General features: G+C 65.5%; 11 protein-coding genes. 5 read left to right on the plus strand and 6 right to left on the minus strand.

From position 1 onward, the window contains the following. Positions 1-71: 71 nt before the first annotated feature. The 4 genes from OX460_RS13290 to OX460_RS13305 form a co-directional block, all read right to left on the minus strand. Entirely contained in the window at positions 72-2,420 is a 2,349-nt protein-coding gene (locus OX460_RS13290; protein ID WP_289898932.1) for a TonB-dependent siderophore receptor, read from the minus strand. A 93-nt stretch (positions 2,421-2,513) separates the two neighbouring features. Then, positions 2,514-4,919, minus strand: coding sequence for a TonB-dependent siderophore receptor (locus OX460_RS13295; protein WP_289898933.1), 2,406 nt, complete (start codon positions 4,917-4,919; stop codon positions 2,514-2,516). A 91-nt stretch (positions 4,920-5,010) separates the two neighbouring features. Then, positions 5,011-6,027: a FecR domain-containing protein gene (locus OX460_RS13300; protein WP_289898934.1), complete on the minus strand. Its 1,017-nt coding sequence runs from the start codon at positions 6,025-6,027 to the stop codon at positions 5,011-5,013. After that, a complete protein-coding gene (locus tag OX460_RS13305) occupies positions 6,014-6,604 on the minus strand; it encodes a sigma-70 family RNA polymerase sigma factor (protein ID WP_289898935.1) in 591 nt (196 codons plus the stop codon). Before OX460_RS13305 ends, OX460_RS13300 begins: the two co-directional genes overlap by 14 nt. 184 nt (positions 6,605-6,788) lie before the next feature. Here OX460_RS13305 and OX460_RS13310 point away from each other — a divergent pair, with 184 nt between their 5' ends. From OX460_RS13310 to OX460_RS13325, 4 genes are all read left to right on the plus strand, one after another. Then, on the plus strand, positions 6,789-9,335 hold the full coding sequence (locus tag OX460_RS13310; RefSeq protein ID WP_289898936.1) for a sulfite reductase flavoprotein subunit alpha: 2,547 nt from the start codon (positions 6,789-6,791) through the stop codon (positions 9,333-9,335). 137 nt (positions 9,336-9,472) lie between these two features. Continuing rightward, entirely contained in the window at positions 9,473-9,658 is a 186-nt protein-coding gene (locus OX460_RS13315; protein WP_289898937.1) for a hypothetical protein, read from the plus strand. Between the two features lie 151 nt (positions 9,659-9,809). After that, positions 9,810-9,965 (plus strand): hypothetical protein, encoded by a 156-nt coding sequence (locus tag OX460_RS13320; protein WP_180278567.1) that lies wholly within the window; start codon positions 9,810-9,812, stop codon positions 9,963-9,965. A gap of 299 nt (positions 9,966-10,264) precedes the next feature. Further along, positions 10,265-10,663: a hemerythrin family protein gene (locus tag OX460_RS13325; protein WP_289898938.1), complete on the plus strand. Its 399-nt coding sequence runs from the start codon at positions 10,265-10,267 to the stop codon at positions 10,661-10,663. A gap of 3 nt (positions 10,664-10,666) precedes the next feature. Here OX460_RS13325 and OX460_RS13330 read toward each other — a convergent pair whose 3' ends face one another. Beyond that, positions 10,667-11,530: a hypothetical protein gene (locus OX460_RS13330; protein WP_289898939.1), complete on the minus strand. Its 864-nt coding sequence runs from the start codon at positions 11,528-11,530 to the stop codon at positions 10,667-10,669. Between the two features lie 336 nt (positions 11,531-11,866). Between OX460_RS13330 and OX460_RS13335 the strand changes: the two genes are divergently transcribed. Then, positions 11,867-14,101, plus strand: a complete 2,235-nt coding sequence (locus OX460_RS13335) for a TonB-dependent siderophore receptor (protein WP_289898940.1) — start codon at positions 11,867-11,869, stop codon at positions 14,099-14,101. 15 nt (positions 14,102-14,116) lie between these two features. Here OX460_RS13335 and OX460_RS13340 read toward each other — a convergent pair whose 3' ends face one another. Continuing rightward, a complete protein-coding gene (locus tag OX460_RS13340; RefSeq protein ID WP_289898941.1) occupies positions 14,117-14,878 on the minus strand; it encodes a nucleotidyltransferase domain-containing protein in 762 nt (253 codons plus the stop codon). Between the last annotated feature and the right edge of the window lie 70 nt (positions 14,879-14,948).

Raw genomic sequence — 14,948 nt, forward strand, 5'->3', positions numbered from 1 at the left:
CCGGGAAATGAAAAAAAGCGCCGTTCCCGACTACTGGAACGGCGCCTTGCGCTACCTCAAACCGGCAAACATCAGAACTTCATGTTGGCCGTCAGGGTTGCCGAGCGGCCCGGTGCCACGCCAGCGTAATGCGGCGAGGAAACCTTGTCGAAGTACAGCTTGTTCGTCAGGTTCTGGATATTCAGCTGCAAGGTCACGTTGCGGTTGACCACATAGCTGGCCATGGCGTCGAAACGCGTGTAGGCCGGGGCAAACTTGTTGTTGGCCACGTTCGCGTAGACCTTGTCGACGTAGTTCACGCCGCCGCCCACCGTGATGGCGGGCGTGACCAGGTAGGACGTCCACAACGAGGCGCTGTTTTTCGGCGTGGTCGGGAACTGGTTGCCGTTGTACGGCGACGGTGCATACACGGGTACCGCCGTCGTGCCCGTATTGACGTAGCCATTGTTTTCCACGATGGCGTTCAGGTGCGTGTAGCCGCCGAACACCGACCATTCCTTGGTGATATTGCCGCTCACGCCCAGCTCGATACCCTTGACTTGCTTGTCGCCCACGTTTTGCGTGGTGCCGTCCGGTGCCGTCACGCGCGCATTGCTCATGTCGCTCTGGAAATAGGCGCCGCTCACGGACAGGCGGCCACCCGGCAACACTTCCCATTTCGTGCCCAGCTCGAAGCTCTTGCTCTCCTGCGGCTTCAGGTTCTGGATGGCGACCGTCAAGCCGTCGATGCCGTCGCCGCCGTCATTGCCCGGTGGCGTGGACGAGGTGCCGTAGGAAACATACACGCTGCTGTTGGTCGATGGCTTGTACACCAGACCCGCCTGGTAGCTGGCGAAGGTGGCGTGCACCTTGGCGCTGGTGGCGGCGGTGGTCTTGCCGTCGAGCGTGTATTGCGGCGTGTTCAGCGAACTCTTGTAGTCATCCCAGCGGATACCCACGTTGAGCAGCCATTGCGGCGTGAACTCGATGGTGTCGAAGCCGTACACGGAACGCGTGTTGGTGACGATGTTCGTGCGTGCCGGCGACACCGTGCGCGTGTAGACCCATGGGTCGTTGGCGTTCGGGTTGAGCAACGGTGCGCAGTTGTACAGGGTGGCCGCGCCATAGGTCGGGCAGTTGGAACCGACTTTTTCCAGCGGGTTGTTCGTCCCCGGGCTGAACATATAGGAGCTGCGATCCGTTTCTTCGCGGCCGATTTCCAGGCCCACCGTGTAGGTGTGCTTCACGCCGCCGGCCAGGAATTCGCCGCCCAGGCTGGTCGCATTGGCCAGCGCGTCCGTATCGGTCGTGCGCGTGTTGGCGCGGCGCCAGACGGTGCCGTACAGCATGGTGTTGCCCTTGGAATCGTCGGGCTGGGTCCACACGTAGTCATTGCTGGTCTTGCCGTAACGGGTCACGTTGCGCAAAATCAACTTGTTGCCGAAGTCGTGGCGCACGTCGATGGTGCCGATATCGCTTTGCGTGTCGCGGAAATCGCGGTTCACCAGGCCATAGAAGGTGTCGCGCGGCACGTTGACGGGGGTGCCGTTGCCGTTTCTCGATACATTCGCGCCCGACGAGAACGGGTTGTTGAACGGCAAGCCGGTGTCCGGCAATTCGCTCGACTGCATGTGGTAGTAGCTGAGCGTCGCCTGCGTGGCCGATTTCAGGCCGAAGGTGATCGATGGCGCGATGCCCCAGCGGTCGCCATTGATGTAGTCGCGGCCGGCCATGTGGGCGTCATGCGCCATCACGTTCAGGCGCACGGCCACGTCGTCGCTGATGACGCGGTTCACGTCGGCCGTGGCGCGGCGGTACTTGGCGCTGCCCAGGCCCACGGTGGCGTTGGTGAAATTGTCGACTTTCGGCGTCTTGCTGATCAGGTTGACGCCGCCGCCCGCGGACGAACGTCCACCGTAGGCCGAGTTCGGGCCCTTGACGACTTCGATTTGTTCCAGCGCAAAGATTTCACGCGATTGGGAACCCGTGTCGCGGATGCCGTCGATATACGTATCCGTTTGCGCGTTGTAGCCGCGGATGAACAGATTGTCGCCCACAGGATTGCCGCCTTCGCCGGCGCCGATGGTGATGCCCGGCACGGTGCGCAGCGCATCCGTCAGCGAGACGGCGCCCGTTTGCGAAATGATTTCGGCAGGAATCACGGTGACGGATTTCGGCGTGTCCAGCAGCGGCGCCGTCAGCTTGTCGTTGGCCGATTTGACGGGCGCCTGGATCAGGCGGTCAGCCGTGCCCACGACCTTGACTTCCTGCAACTGCTGCGGCTTGTCCACCGTTTGCGCGTGCAGCGCCAGCGGCATGGCCAGGGTGGCAAACGCGGCCAGGGCCGTGCCATGCATGCGTGGCGCGGAAGTGGTGTGGTGCTTGCGGCTGCGGATGAGGGCTGCCGGCTTGGCGGCGCCCGCTTGGTCTTTCAATGTCATCGCTATCTTTCACTCTATCGGATGGATTAAATTATGGCTGGCTACTGCGCCGTGGCGCCTGGCTGGCTCGTTGATTGCTTGGGTACGACAAAACTAGAACCGCCACAGCGCCGTCATGCGCAACGCCCGGGGCGAGCCGGGCGCGATGTTGTCGTTGCTGTGGGCGGAGGCAAAATATTTTCTGTTGAACAGGTTTTCCACATTCAGCTGCAGCTGAAAATTTCCTTGCGGCTTGAAGTAGACGGCGCCGTCGACGCGGGCATATCCCGGCAGCGCCACCGTATTCGACACGGACGCATACACGGCGCTGCGGGCAATGATGCCCAGCGCCGCGCCCCAGGCAGGCGAAAAATCGTAACGGTTCCACAGCGACAGGCTGTGCCGGGGCACATGGGCCACCGTGGCCCCCTCGAATGCCGTGGCCGATTGCATGGCCGTCAGCACGGCCCGCTGCCAGGCATAGCCGCCCGCGATGCTCCACCCGGGTTGGACCTTGCCCTTCACTTCCAGTTCCAGCCCCTCGCTGCGCTGGCCATCGACCAGCATGGCCCGCGTGGCGTCATTCGGGTCGGTGACGGCGACCTTGCTGCGCGTCAAACGGTACAAGGCCGCGCTGGCCGACAGGTCCGGCGTGGCTTCCCATTTCACACCCGCTTCCACATTGCGAAAACGCTCCGGTTCAAACACGGCGTTGCTGGGAGTCAATGACGCCAGCTGTTCGCCCGCGCGCGGCAAGAACGATTGGCTGACGCTGGCATACAGCGACAGCGCCGGCACGGGCTGATAGATCAGGGCCGCGCGCGGCGACCACGGCGCATCCGTGCGGGCGATGCGCGCGCCATTGCGGCGGTTGACGAAATCGACGGCGAAGCGCTCGTAGCGCAGGCCGGCAATCGCCTGCCATTGCGGGCTGAAGCGGACCTGGTCCTGCAGGTACAGGGCGGCCGTGTCGGCCACGCCATGGTTGTCGGCATCCGTGGCGCTGGGGCGGAAGGTCACGGGCAAGTCCGTCACGGGGTGCGAAGTGGGCAGGCTGATGTGCGTGACGCCCTCGCCCAGGGTGGTGAAATAGCCGGTGTTGCGCAGATTGTCCGTCGTCTGGCGGCCCAGTTCCCCGCCCGCCGTCAGGCGGTGCCGCACGGCGCCGCTGCTGACCGTCCACTCCACGTCCGTCTGGTTGAACAGGTTGCGCCGCAAGGTGGCGCTGTTGTACGCCAGCACCGTCACGCTGGCGCCATCCGCGCTGACGGGGCCGGGAAAGGCATTCTGGTACAGCTTGTCGTAATCGGCCAGGCGCGTGCGGTTGCGCAAGACCGCGCCGCCGACGAACGCATGCTCGATGGTCACGCCCAGCGCATCGATGTACGCCCACGACGGGCTGCTGCCGGCGATGCCGAAAAACGTGGACGGGTCCGTGTCGAACGGCCGGCCCCGGTACGACGGCACGCCCCGGTCCGTCACGCGGTCGTCGCGAAAATGTTCATAGCTGGCTTGCACGGTGGTGCGCGGCGACAGGCGCCAGGCCACGACGGGGTTGACGGCGCTGCGGCGCACCTTGACGCCCTGGCGAAACGAGCCGCTGTTTTCCGCCATGGCGTTGACGCGCACGGCCACGTCGCCTTTCACGACCTGTTGCAGATCGATGGCGGCGCGCCCGTTGCGCCAGGCGCCCAGGCTCAGCGTTGCTTCGCCGCCATTGACCCACTGCGGCTGCTTGGTGGCCCGGTTGATCACGCCACCGCCGCCGCCATGGCCGAAGACCAGGGCGTTCGGCCCCTTGATGGCCTCGACCGCTTCGATATTGTAGAAATCGCGGTAGTACTGCACGTCGTCGCGCATGCCGTCCAGATAGAAATCCGAGGTCGAGCTGTTGCCGCGCAGCACGGCCGTATCGCGGTTGCCCTCGCCTGCGGCCGTGCCCACGCCCGGCATGTAGCGCATGGCGTCGGCCAGGGTGCGCATGTCCTGGTCGCGTATCAATTCACGGCTCACCACGCTGACGGCCTGCGGCGTGTCATGCAGGGCCGTGTCGTTGCGGCTGGCGGCGGAAGAACTGGTACGGCGGTAGCCATCGTCGCCGCTGCCCTGCACGGTGACGGGCGCCAGCACTTGCAAGCCGGCGCCCTCCCCGTCCAGGTCCGCGCGCAGGGGCGTGGGCGCCAGGCGCACGATGTAACTTCCGTCCGGCAACTGCACGGCCACGAGGCCCGTTCCTGCCAGCAATTGCTGCAAGCCCTGGCCCGTGGCCACGGTGGCGTTCAAGCCTGCGCTGCGTTTGCCCTGCGTCAAGCCGCCTTCGGCCGACAGCAAGATTCCCGCCTGGCCCGCGAACTGGCGCAGGGCCTGGCCCAGGGGCGCGGCGGCGATGCGGAAGCTGTGCACGGTCTCTTCCGCCGCCGCTGCCATCGCATGCATGACAGGCACGGCCAGCAGCGCCGCGGCCAGGGACAGCGGCAGCAGACGGCGGGCAAACGGCAGGGAGACAGGGTACGGCGGCACGGCATTCCTTATTGATGTTGAGCAGCTTACTTCTACCTTGCCAAACAACTTTTCAAAAAGGGAACTACTTTTTGAGAAATATTCTCATTTACTATTTTGACTGCGGCAGCTGGGCTTCCACCGTCACCCACCAGTCATGCAGGCGATGTATTCTCACGGGCAAGGTCGCTTCCAGCGCCGCCAGGATGCGGTCCGTATCGGCCAGCGGGTAGCTGCCCACCAGGCGCAGGTGGGCCACCTCGGGCGCGCAGCCCAGGTGGCCGCGCCGGTAGCGCGACAGTTGCGCGAGGAAATCATCGAGCCGCATCTGCTCCGGCTGCAGGCGGTACTCGATCCAGGCGGCCCCGTTCGGGTCGGCGGCGTATGGCTCGCCGATGAAACCGTCGCCGAAGCGCACTTGCTGGCCGGCCGGCACGATGCGCGGCACGCCGCCATCGCGGGGCGCCACCTCGACGCTGCCCTCGTAGACGGCCAGCAAGGTGGCATCGCCCTGCGGCTGCACGCTGAAACGCGTGCCCAGCGCGCGCAGGCGGCCGTGCACGGTGTCGACCACGAGCGGGCGCGCCGGCTGGCGGCTGTCGCGCGCGGAGGAGAGATAGATTTCGCCGCCATGCAGGGCGATGCGGCGCAGATGGTCGCTGTAATCGATGTCGAGGGCAGTGGCCGTGTTCAGCCACAGTTGCGAACCGTCGGCCAGCGCCAGCTGGCGGATGGTGCCGACCGGCGTTTTTTCGCCCGCATGCAGGCTGGCAACCCAGCTGCGCGTATCGCGCCGCAGCAGCGCGGCGCCGCCCGTGCCGGCCGTCAGGCACAGCGCCAGCAAGCCCTTGACCAGGCTGCGGCGCGCGGCGTCGCTCTGGCGCGGGCCTGCGGCGTCGAGCGCCTGGCGCGCCGGTTCCGCCGGCACCTGGCGAAATTCGGCGCTGACGGCTTCCACCCTGCGCCAGGCGGCGCGGTGGGCGGGCGAGCTGGCATGCCAGCGCTCCCAGGCTTGCTGGTCGGCAGGACCGGCATCGTCCCCGCGCAGCACGGCGAACCATTCGGCCGCTTCCTGCAGGATGGCGTAGTCGGCCGGCGGCATGGCGGCGCCTGGCTTAGGCGGCATCATCCATGCACAGCATGCATTGCAGCATGGCTTGCGCCATGTATTTTTTCACCATGCGTTCGGATACGTCCAGCTGGCCGGCGATCTGCGCATACGTCAGGCCGTCGAGCTGCGCCAGCAGGAAAGCCTGGCGCGCGCGCGGCGACAGGGTATCGAGCATGGCGTCGATGCGGCACAGGGCTTCGACCACGAGGACCCGCTCTTCCGGCGACGGCGCCATCATTTCGGGATGGCTAGCCAGGGCCGCCAGGAACGTGCGTTCCAGGGTCAGGCGGCGCCAGTGGTTGACCAGCAAGCCATTGGCCACCGTGCTCAGGTAGGCGCGCGGCTCGCGCAGGCTGTCCGCCGATTGCGTCGCCAGCATGCGCACGAAGGTATCCTGCGCCAGGTCGGCCGCACCGTCGCGGCAACCGAGCTTGCGCCACAGCCAGTTATACAGCCAGCCATGGTGGCTGGCGTACAGGTCGCTAAAGGTATCGAGGGAGGGAGAAATGGTGGACACGGGCAAACAAACAAAGGGGCTGCCATACTTGCCGGTCAAGTGGGTCAGCACTGCATCACGAATGAGAATGATTTTCATTTTCACACAATTTCACGACGATGTAAATTGTCAAAAGCATCATCCCAGCCTGGCGCGGACATTTTGCGCAACAGTGCCAGCGCACCATCATTTGCGAATGATTCTCGTTTGCGTTAAAATGTCAGCCTTCCTTCTTCCCCGCCATGCCTGACACCCCCGCATGGCGGCGCCATCGAAAGCCGCCATGACGACCTCCTCCCTTCCACAACCCCAGTTGCGCGCCAGCGCCGACGAGGCGCCGGAGACCCGCCAACAGCAACGCCAGCCTGCCGCCAACCCGCCACAACGGCGCTGGCACTGGAGCTGGAAACAGGTGTGGTTTCAATTGCACTGGTTTATCGGCATCACGGCCGGCACGGTGCTGGTGATCATCGGCCTGAGCGGCGCCACCCTGGCATTCAAGGATGAATTGCTCGATGTCATGAATCCCGGCGTACGCCATGTCGCCGTGGAAAGCCGCGCGCCGCTGACGCCTGGCCAGTTGAGCAACATTGCCGCTGCCGAACATGGCCAGCGCGTCGCTTCCATCACCATGTACGCCGAGGCGGGCACGGCGCCACGCGTCTTCTTCGCGCCGAAGAATGGCCAGCGGCGCGGCGAGTCCATTTATGTCCACCCCTACACGGGCGCGACCCAGCCGGCACTGACGGGGGCGGGCTTTTTCGAGTGGACGGAATCGCTGCACCGCTGGCTGCTGCTGCCCCGCGATCCGGGCCGGCAAGTGGCGGGCGCGCTGGCCCTGTGCCTGCTGGGACTGGCCCTGTCCGGCCTGTATCTGCGCTGGCCCCGCCGTCCGCTGGACTGGCGCACCTGGCTGACCTTCGACCCTGCATTAAAGGGCCGCTCCTTCCTGTGGAACCTGCACGCCGTGGCCGGCACCTGGTGCCTGGTGGTGTACGTGGCGCTGACCCTGACGGGCATTTACTGGAGCTATGACGTGGTGCGCGACAATATCGACGCCTGGGCCGGCAAGCCGCCAAGGGTGGCGCAGGCGCCGGCGAAAAAGGGACCGGCCGGGGAAAAGAAAGAAGCGCCGACCGTCGACCTCGGCCCGGCCTGGAGCAGCTTCCAGCAGCACGCGGCCGGCTGGACCCTGGCCAGCGTGCGCCTGCCGACACGCGCCGGCGAAGCCGTGCAATTCACGTGGCTGGCCAGCGACGCGCCGCACGAGCGGGCGCGCAGCCGCATGAGCATTGCAACGGCCGACGGCGCGGTGACGGAAAACGAACCGTACAGCCAGCAAGCGCTGGGTGCGCGCCTCGTCAACATCATTTATCCGTTGCACATGGGCACGTATTTTGGTTTGCCGGGCCGCATCATCGTCACCCTGGCCAGCCTGGGCCTGCCCCTGTTCGCCATCACGGGCTGGATGCTGTACCTGGGCCGCCGCAAGGCGAAACGCGCCGTGCAGGCGCAGCGCGCCATGCTGGGCGCCGGCGCGCCGGGCCAGGCGAACACGGGCTTGCCCACCCTGGTGGCCTACGCCAGCCAGTCGGGACAGGCCGAGCGCCTGGCCCTGGAAAGCGCGCGCGCCCTGCAGCAGGCGGGCGTGGCCGTCGACGTGCAATCGCTGGACCGGTTCGATCCCGCGCAATTGCGCCAGTACGAACGGGCCCTGATCGTCGCCAGCACCTTTGGCGAAGGCGAGGCGCCGGATGGCACGCGCCGCTTCGCGCGCCTGCTGCAGCAAACCTCGGGCACGCCGCTGGCGGGCCTGGAATTCGGCATGCTGGCCCTGGGCGACCGCCATTACAGCGCCTTCTGCGGCTTCGGCCATGCGCTGGCGCAACAATTGCAGGCACTGGGCTCCACGCCCCTGTTTCCCCTGATCGAAGTGGACAAGCACGACCCCGCCGCCCTGGCCGACTGGTCCACAGCGCTGGCCCGCTGCAGCGGCAGCGCCATCGACGCCATCGGCGTGCAGGAAGAAGCGTCGTATGCCGAGTGGCGCCTGGCGCGCCGCGTGCTGCTCAACCCGGGCAGCCAGGGCGGCGAACTGCATGAAATCACCTTGACGGGCCCGGCCGGCGCCAGCTGGGAAGCGGGCGCGCTGGCGGAAATCATTCCCTGCAATGCGGACGGCAGCGATGGCGATGCCGGCAATGCCCATCACGCGCCGCGCAGCTACTCGATCGCCTCGCTGCCGTCCGATGGCGAACTGCAGTTGCTGGTGCGCCAGGAACGCCATGCGGGCGAGGAAAATCAAGGCCATGGCCTCGGCTCCGGCTGGCTGACCCGCTTCGCCCCGCTGAACGCCACCGTCCGCCTGCGCCTGCAAGCCAATCCGGCCTTCGCCCCCGCCCTGGTCGACGTGCCCTGCATTTATATCGGCAACGGTTCCGGCCTGGCCGGCCTGCGCTCGCACTTGCGCGCGCGCCAGCGGGCGGGACTGGCCCGCAACTGGCTGCTGTTCGGCGAGCGCCAGCAAGCTTTTGACAGCGTCTGCGGCACAGAGTTGCAAGGCTGGCTGGACGCTGGCCACCTGGCGCGCCTGGACCGCGTCTTTTCGCGCGATGGCGCCGATGCCGGCAAGCGTGAATACGTGCAAGACCGCCTGCGCGCCAACGCCGGAACGCTGCGCGACTGGCTGGCGCAGGGGGCCATCGTCTACGTGTGCGGCAGCCTGCAAGGCATGGCGGCAGGAATCGATGCTGTACTGCAAGAATTGCTGGGCCAGGAGGGTCTCGACGCCTTGCTGGCGGCCGGACGCTACCGCCGCGACGTGTATTGACCTGGCTCAAGCCATCGCCGGTGCCGCCCGGCTATGTGGGCCGGCGCACGGTCGGCGCCAGCCATCGGATTACAGTGGGGGCATGGCGGCAGGACGATAAACCCGCGCCGCCCCACCCACTGTCTGCGAGGCTTCCCATGAAAAACCCCTGGATGAGCATGTACCTGAGCGCCGCCAACCGCATCGCCAACACGGCGCGCAGCCATGCGACGGCCGCCGTCAAGCGCGAAGCGGCGAAAAATACGCGGCAATTAACGCAAGTGTGGTTCGATTCCTTCCTGCCGCCAACAGGCAAGCCCCGGCGCAGCCGCAAGGCGAAATAAGCTCCTGGCAATGGGCGAACTGGTGCGGTGCATCACAGCAATAAATTGAAGTTTCAATCAGATGAACTAAACTGCAAGCATGGTAGTACATAAGAAAGTGACCGGCAGGCGCCGCATCCCCGCGCCGCCGCCGGGACACCGGGAGACGACCATGTTGACGCTCAAAGTGCTGGCTTGCCTTGCCCTGTCGGCCTTGCTGCTCGTACCCCTCGTGCTGCGCGACGCGATGCAAACGTCCGCCGGGCAGCAGTTGCAGGTGCCGAATGTCGATGCGCAAGGCATGTGGGCCCACTGGCCTAAGCAATAAGACGCGCGGCTGAGAAAACACCGCTGACTGCGTTGCCGTGCCTCGTCGTACATTCGTACTGCCTTCGGCGCGGCGCCTTGCCAGCGGCGTTTTTCAGCGGCGCTCGGTAACACGTCGCATCGATGAAAACCGCTTGAGTGCGGGTGGGGATTTGTTCCCTTATGTTCTTTGCTTTTTTCGTATTGCCTTCCTTCCCTCTTCACCACACTTTTGATCCAGATCATGGATTTCCACCTTTGCTGCGCCCAAACTGGAACAGTCCGCTTCGCACCGTGACGGACTTAACCTGGAGCATCAGCATGGGTAAATCGGATTGGAAGGATGAGATGGCGCTGGGCGTTCCCGTCATCGACGAGGCGCATGAGGCGCTGTTTCAGGAACTGGCGCGGCTGCAGCAGTTGGGCGACCAGCATTTCAGCACGGCGTTTCGCGAGCTGATCGCGGCTGTCGAACGCGATTTCCGCGAGGAAGAGGATTTGATGGAGCAAATCGCCTTTCCCTCGCTGGCCAACCACCGCGAACAGCATGCGCGCGTGCTCAGCGGCCTGCACCATGCCTGGGCCGCCGTCGATGAAGGCGACCTGGAACAGGGGCGCCACGCGCTGTCGCTGTTGCCGCAATGGCTGATCTTTCACCAGGCCACGATGGACCTGGCCCTGGCGGCGGCGCTGGAAATGGTGCAGCGCCAGCCTAGCTAGCTTCTACAGCAGCAGCACCGTGGCTTGCTCGGGCAAGACGACGCGGTAGTGGCCCGGGTATTTGTCTTCGCCATCGAAAATCTTGCAAAACACGGGCTGGTTGATGTCGTTGACGGCGGCCTCGTTCATGGGCAGGGTGGCGATCAGCTGCTCGCCTTCGACCAGTTGCAGCGCGCTGCCCCGCTCGGCAGCGCAAAACGCCAGCGATTGCACATCGCTGGCGAACGGCCGCTTGTACCACGGCGTGATGGCCCGCACGGCGCGCCGGGCGTCCTGCAAGACCTGCCCCACGCGCTTGACGTTCCAGGCATCGCGCGCCACGGACGGCTGGAGCACGATATTCGCCGTCAACTCGCCCCTGCTCTTATTCACCAGGAAAGTACCGTCCTGCGCGGCGATGTCTTCGTTGAGCGGCACGACGAACACGCCGCCGTCGGACACCTTGATCGGCATGGGCGCACCATTGCCTTGCAAGGCCACGCGCACGTCGTCGATGGTGGCGCTCAGCTTGGCCGGAATCAGGCGCAGGGCCATGACCACGCTGCCGCTCGACACTTGCCACACTTTCCGGGCCGTCAGATAACTGTCGCGGTAAGCCGTGAAGCGCACGCGCGGCGCCTTGGCGTCACTGCTGGCGGTGACCGTCACCGTTTGCGATGGCAAGGTTTCCTCCGCGCCCGCCGGTGCCGCTGGCGCCACGGGCGTGGCTGGCGCAGGGAGTGGCTGCACGAGCGGTGGCGGCACGACGGCGGCGGGCGGCACGCTGGCGCTCTGCAGCGGCGCGGGGATAGCCGGCGGCGCGTGCTCCTGGGCCTGGCCCAGCGACACGACACACAACCATCCGGCACAAGCGATCCATGTACGCATGCATTTCTTTCAATGAGGAAAATATTTTATCAGCGCCTGCATTATCGCAGAAGGCCAGCCCATGCGCCGCCCCGGGTCTCCCTCCACTCCTGCCCGCACTCTTTTGGTGCGCACGCTTGATTATTTAACAAATACCACTTATATTGATAATGATTCTTATTCGCATAAGTGAAGGGAATCGCGCGCCCTTCTTTTCCACTGCCCGCACGCGCCGGGCCTTGCGGTGGAACTGCTATCCAAGCCAGACCACGGGCCAGCGTCACGCCATCCCCCAGCTACTGCGCACCTCGCCAGACGAGATAGGAAAACACACAACTACAATATGCCAGGAAAATGATGCAATCGACGACAGTCTTCCCTCCTTCGCGCCAGCCCGCCTTGCGCCCCCTCCCCCGCCTGTTACATGTCGCCCTGCTGAGCCTAGCCGCCGGCACAGTCTTGCCGGCCCAGGCCGCCGACGCCGCTGCGGCCGACGTCACCATGCCGGCCGTCACCGTGCTGGGCCAGTCGATGGCCGGCACGGAAGGCACGCAGTCGTACACGACAGGCGAAGCGCGCAGCGCCACGCGCATGGACCTGTCCCTGCGCGAAACGCCGCAATCGGTCAGCGTCATCACGCGCCAGTTGCTCGACGACCTGGGCGCCGTGCGCCTGGACCAGGCGCTGGCGCAGACGACGGGCATCCAGGTTGGCCAGAACGACACGGAGCGCACGACCTTTTATGCGCGCGGCTTCGGCATCAACAATATCCAGATCGACGGCATGGCGCGCGGCGGCCAAGCGCCGCTGCAAGACACGATTTTGTACGACCGCATCGAGGTCGTGCGCGGCGCCACCGGCCTGATGGGCGGCAAGGGCGACCCGTCGGCCACCATCAACATGATACGCAAGCGCCCGACGAAGGAATTCCAGGCCAGCGCCGGCCTCATCATGGGCCGCTGGGATGACCAGCGCGTCGAGGCCGACCTGTCCACGCCGCTGAACCCGCAGGGCAGCGTGCGCGCGCGCACGGCCCTGGCCTGGCAAAAACGCGATTCCTACCTGGACATGTATCACGAACGCAAGACGGTCGGCATGCTCATCGTCGAGGCGGACCTGCGTCCCGGCACCCTGCTGACGGCGGGCGTCGACTTCCAGGATAACCAGCCCACGGGCGCCACCTGGGGCGCCGTGCCCTACTGGAATGCGGACGGCAGCCTGGCCAATTTGCCGCGCAACACCAGCTGGACGGCGCCATGGAGCACCTGGGCCAAAAAACAGCACACGGTGTTTACCTCGGTGGACCAGCGCCTGCCGGGCAACTGGAATCTGCACCTCGGCTATGCGCGCACGGAAAGCACGAACCGCACCACCGTTCTGTATGCGGGCAAAGGTTATCCCGATCCCGCCACGGGCAAAGGCATGGAACTGTGGACGGGCGCCTGGGGCGCGGGCAAAAATTACAGCGACAATTTCGACGTCTACGCCAGCGGGCCGTTTACCTTGCTGGGACGCAAGCACACGGCCATCATCGGCTGGAATGGCGACAACAGCCAGGATCGCTCCATCGGCGGCAAGGAAAAAATCGATTACTCGAAACTCATCCCCGATTACCGTAGCTGGACGGGCAACATCCCCCGCCCCGTGTTCACCCCGGATGGCTCGCACACGGAAACCGTGACACGCCTGGCGGGCGGCTATGTGGCCACGCGTTTGAGCCTGGCCGACCCGCTGCACGTGATCATCGGCGCGCGCAGCAGCACCTATCGCACGGACACGCGCAGCTACAACACGCAAGGCGTGTACACGGGCAGCAGCGACTTTGTGGAAACGCGCAATGAAGTCACGCCGTACGTGGGCGCCGTGTTCGACCTCAACAAGCAGTATTCCGCCTACGCCAGCTTCACGCAGCTGTTCAATCCGCAATCGAGCAAGGACCGCAACAACCAGTTCCTGGCGCCGGAAACGGGCGACAATGCGGAACTGGGCGTCAAGGGCGAATTCTATGAAGGCAAGCTGAATGCATCGGCCGCCCTGTTCCACACGAAGAAAAAGAACCTGGCGGAACTCGACCGCACGGTACCGCCCGGCTTTTTGCTGCCCGACGGCAGCCAGGCCATGGTGGCCAACGGCGCCGGCGTGACGGCCAAGGGCGTCGAATTCGACGTTTCCGGCCAGTTAACGCCCGCCTGGGAAGCGAGCGGCGGCTATACCTATCTGCACGCGGCCGAGGCCGATGGCCGCCGCGCCGCCACCACCCAGCCGCGCCATTTGCTACGCCTGGCCACCAGCTACCGTTTCGACGGCCGCCTTGCAGGGCTGAAAGCGGGCGCCAGCCTGACGGCGCAAAGCGCCACCTACAGCGAATCGTGGTACGGCCGTCCGCCGTCAAGCGAGATGACGAACATCCCGCAAGCCGGTTATGCGCTGGTCAACGCCATGGCCAGCTATGCCATCAACCGCCATGCCAGCATGCAGCTGAACGTGAATAACTTGCTCGATAAAAAGTACTACCGCAACGTGGGCTTCTTCGATGGCGTGTTCTGGGGCGAACCGCGCAACATCAGCCTGGCCGTGCGCACGGCGTTTTAAGCGGGGTGCAGTGCCTCAGGCTGCCGGCGCGCTGCGCCAGTGCGCGGGCGCGGGCAAAGTGAAGCCTTCGAGCAAGGGACCGCCCACGGGCGCCAGCACGGCGGCGGCCACCTGCCCGAACGCATGCTGGCCGGCCGGCAAGTCGCTGGCGACCAGGCGCAGCGCGCCGTCCAGCTGCCCGGCGACGGCGGCGTCGAACGCCTGCAGGCGGCGGAACAGATGCTTGCCGCCGCCGCTCCATACGCCCGCCGCGCGCAAGTGCAGGTCGGCCAGCGCTTCGTACAGCTGGCAAGCCACGGCCAGCGCCTCGCCCGGATGCACGCTGTCGACCAGGTCTTCCAGTGCGGTGGTGATGGCGTAGCGGCGGCGCTGCAGGTTTTCCACGTCGAGCAAGGGCGGCCCGGCTGCGGCGATGGCTTGCGCCAGCGCCAGCAGCTGCGCGTGCTGCGCTCCGGGCGCAAGGATGTTTTCCCCTTCCACCACCATCATCACCAGCGGCACCTTGCCGCCCGGCGCATCGATTTCCTTGCAAAAATACGTGAACGTGGCCATGTCGTGCGCAAACAGTTCCACCGTGCGCCCTTCGGCCACGAGGGTGTCGCGCCAGGCGCAATCGACGTGGTCGAACAGCAGCAGCAAGTCGATGTCGGAAGTGGGCGTCTGCCGGCCCGTGGCGAACGAACCGCCGATGATGGCCGCCACGGCCGTGGGATAGCGTTCACGCACCAGCCGCACGGCGATCGCGCGGATAGCGTCATAGGTGGAAATGTCTGTCACAGCCAGTGCTCCTTGCCGAAAAGCACTATCCTACACGCGATACGCGGCCTGCCGCCATCCTGCTACACTG

Origin of the sequence: Janthinobacterium sp. SUN033 (assembly GCF_030397595.1) — a bacterium.
GTDB lineage: Bacteria > Pseudomonadota > Gammaproteobacteria > Burkholderiales > Burkholderiaceae_D > Janthinobacterium > Janthinobacterium kumbetense.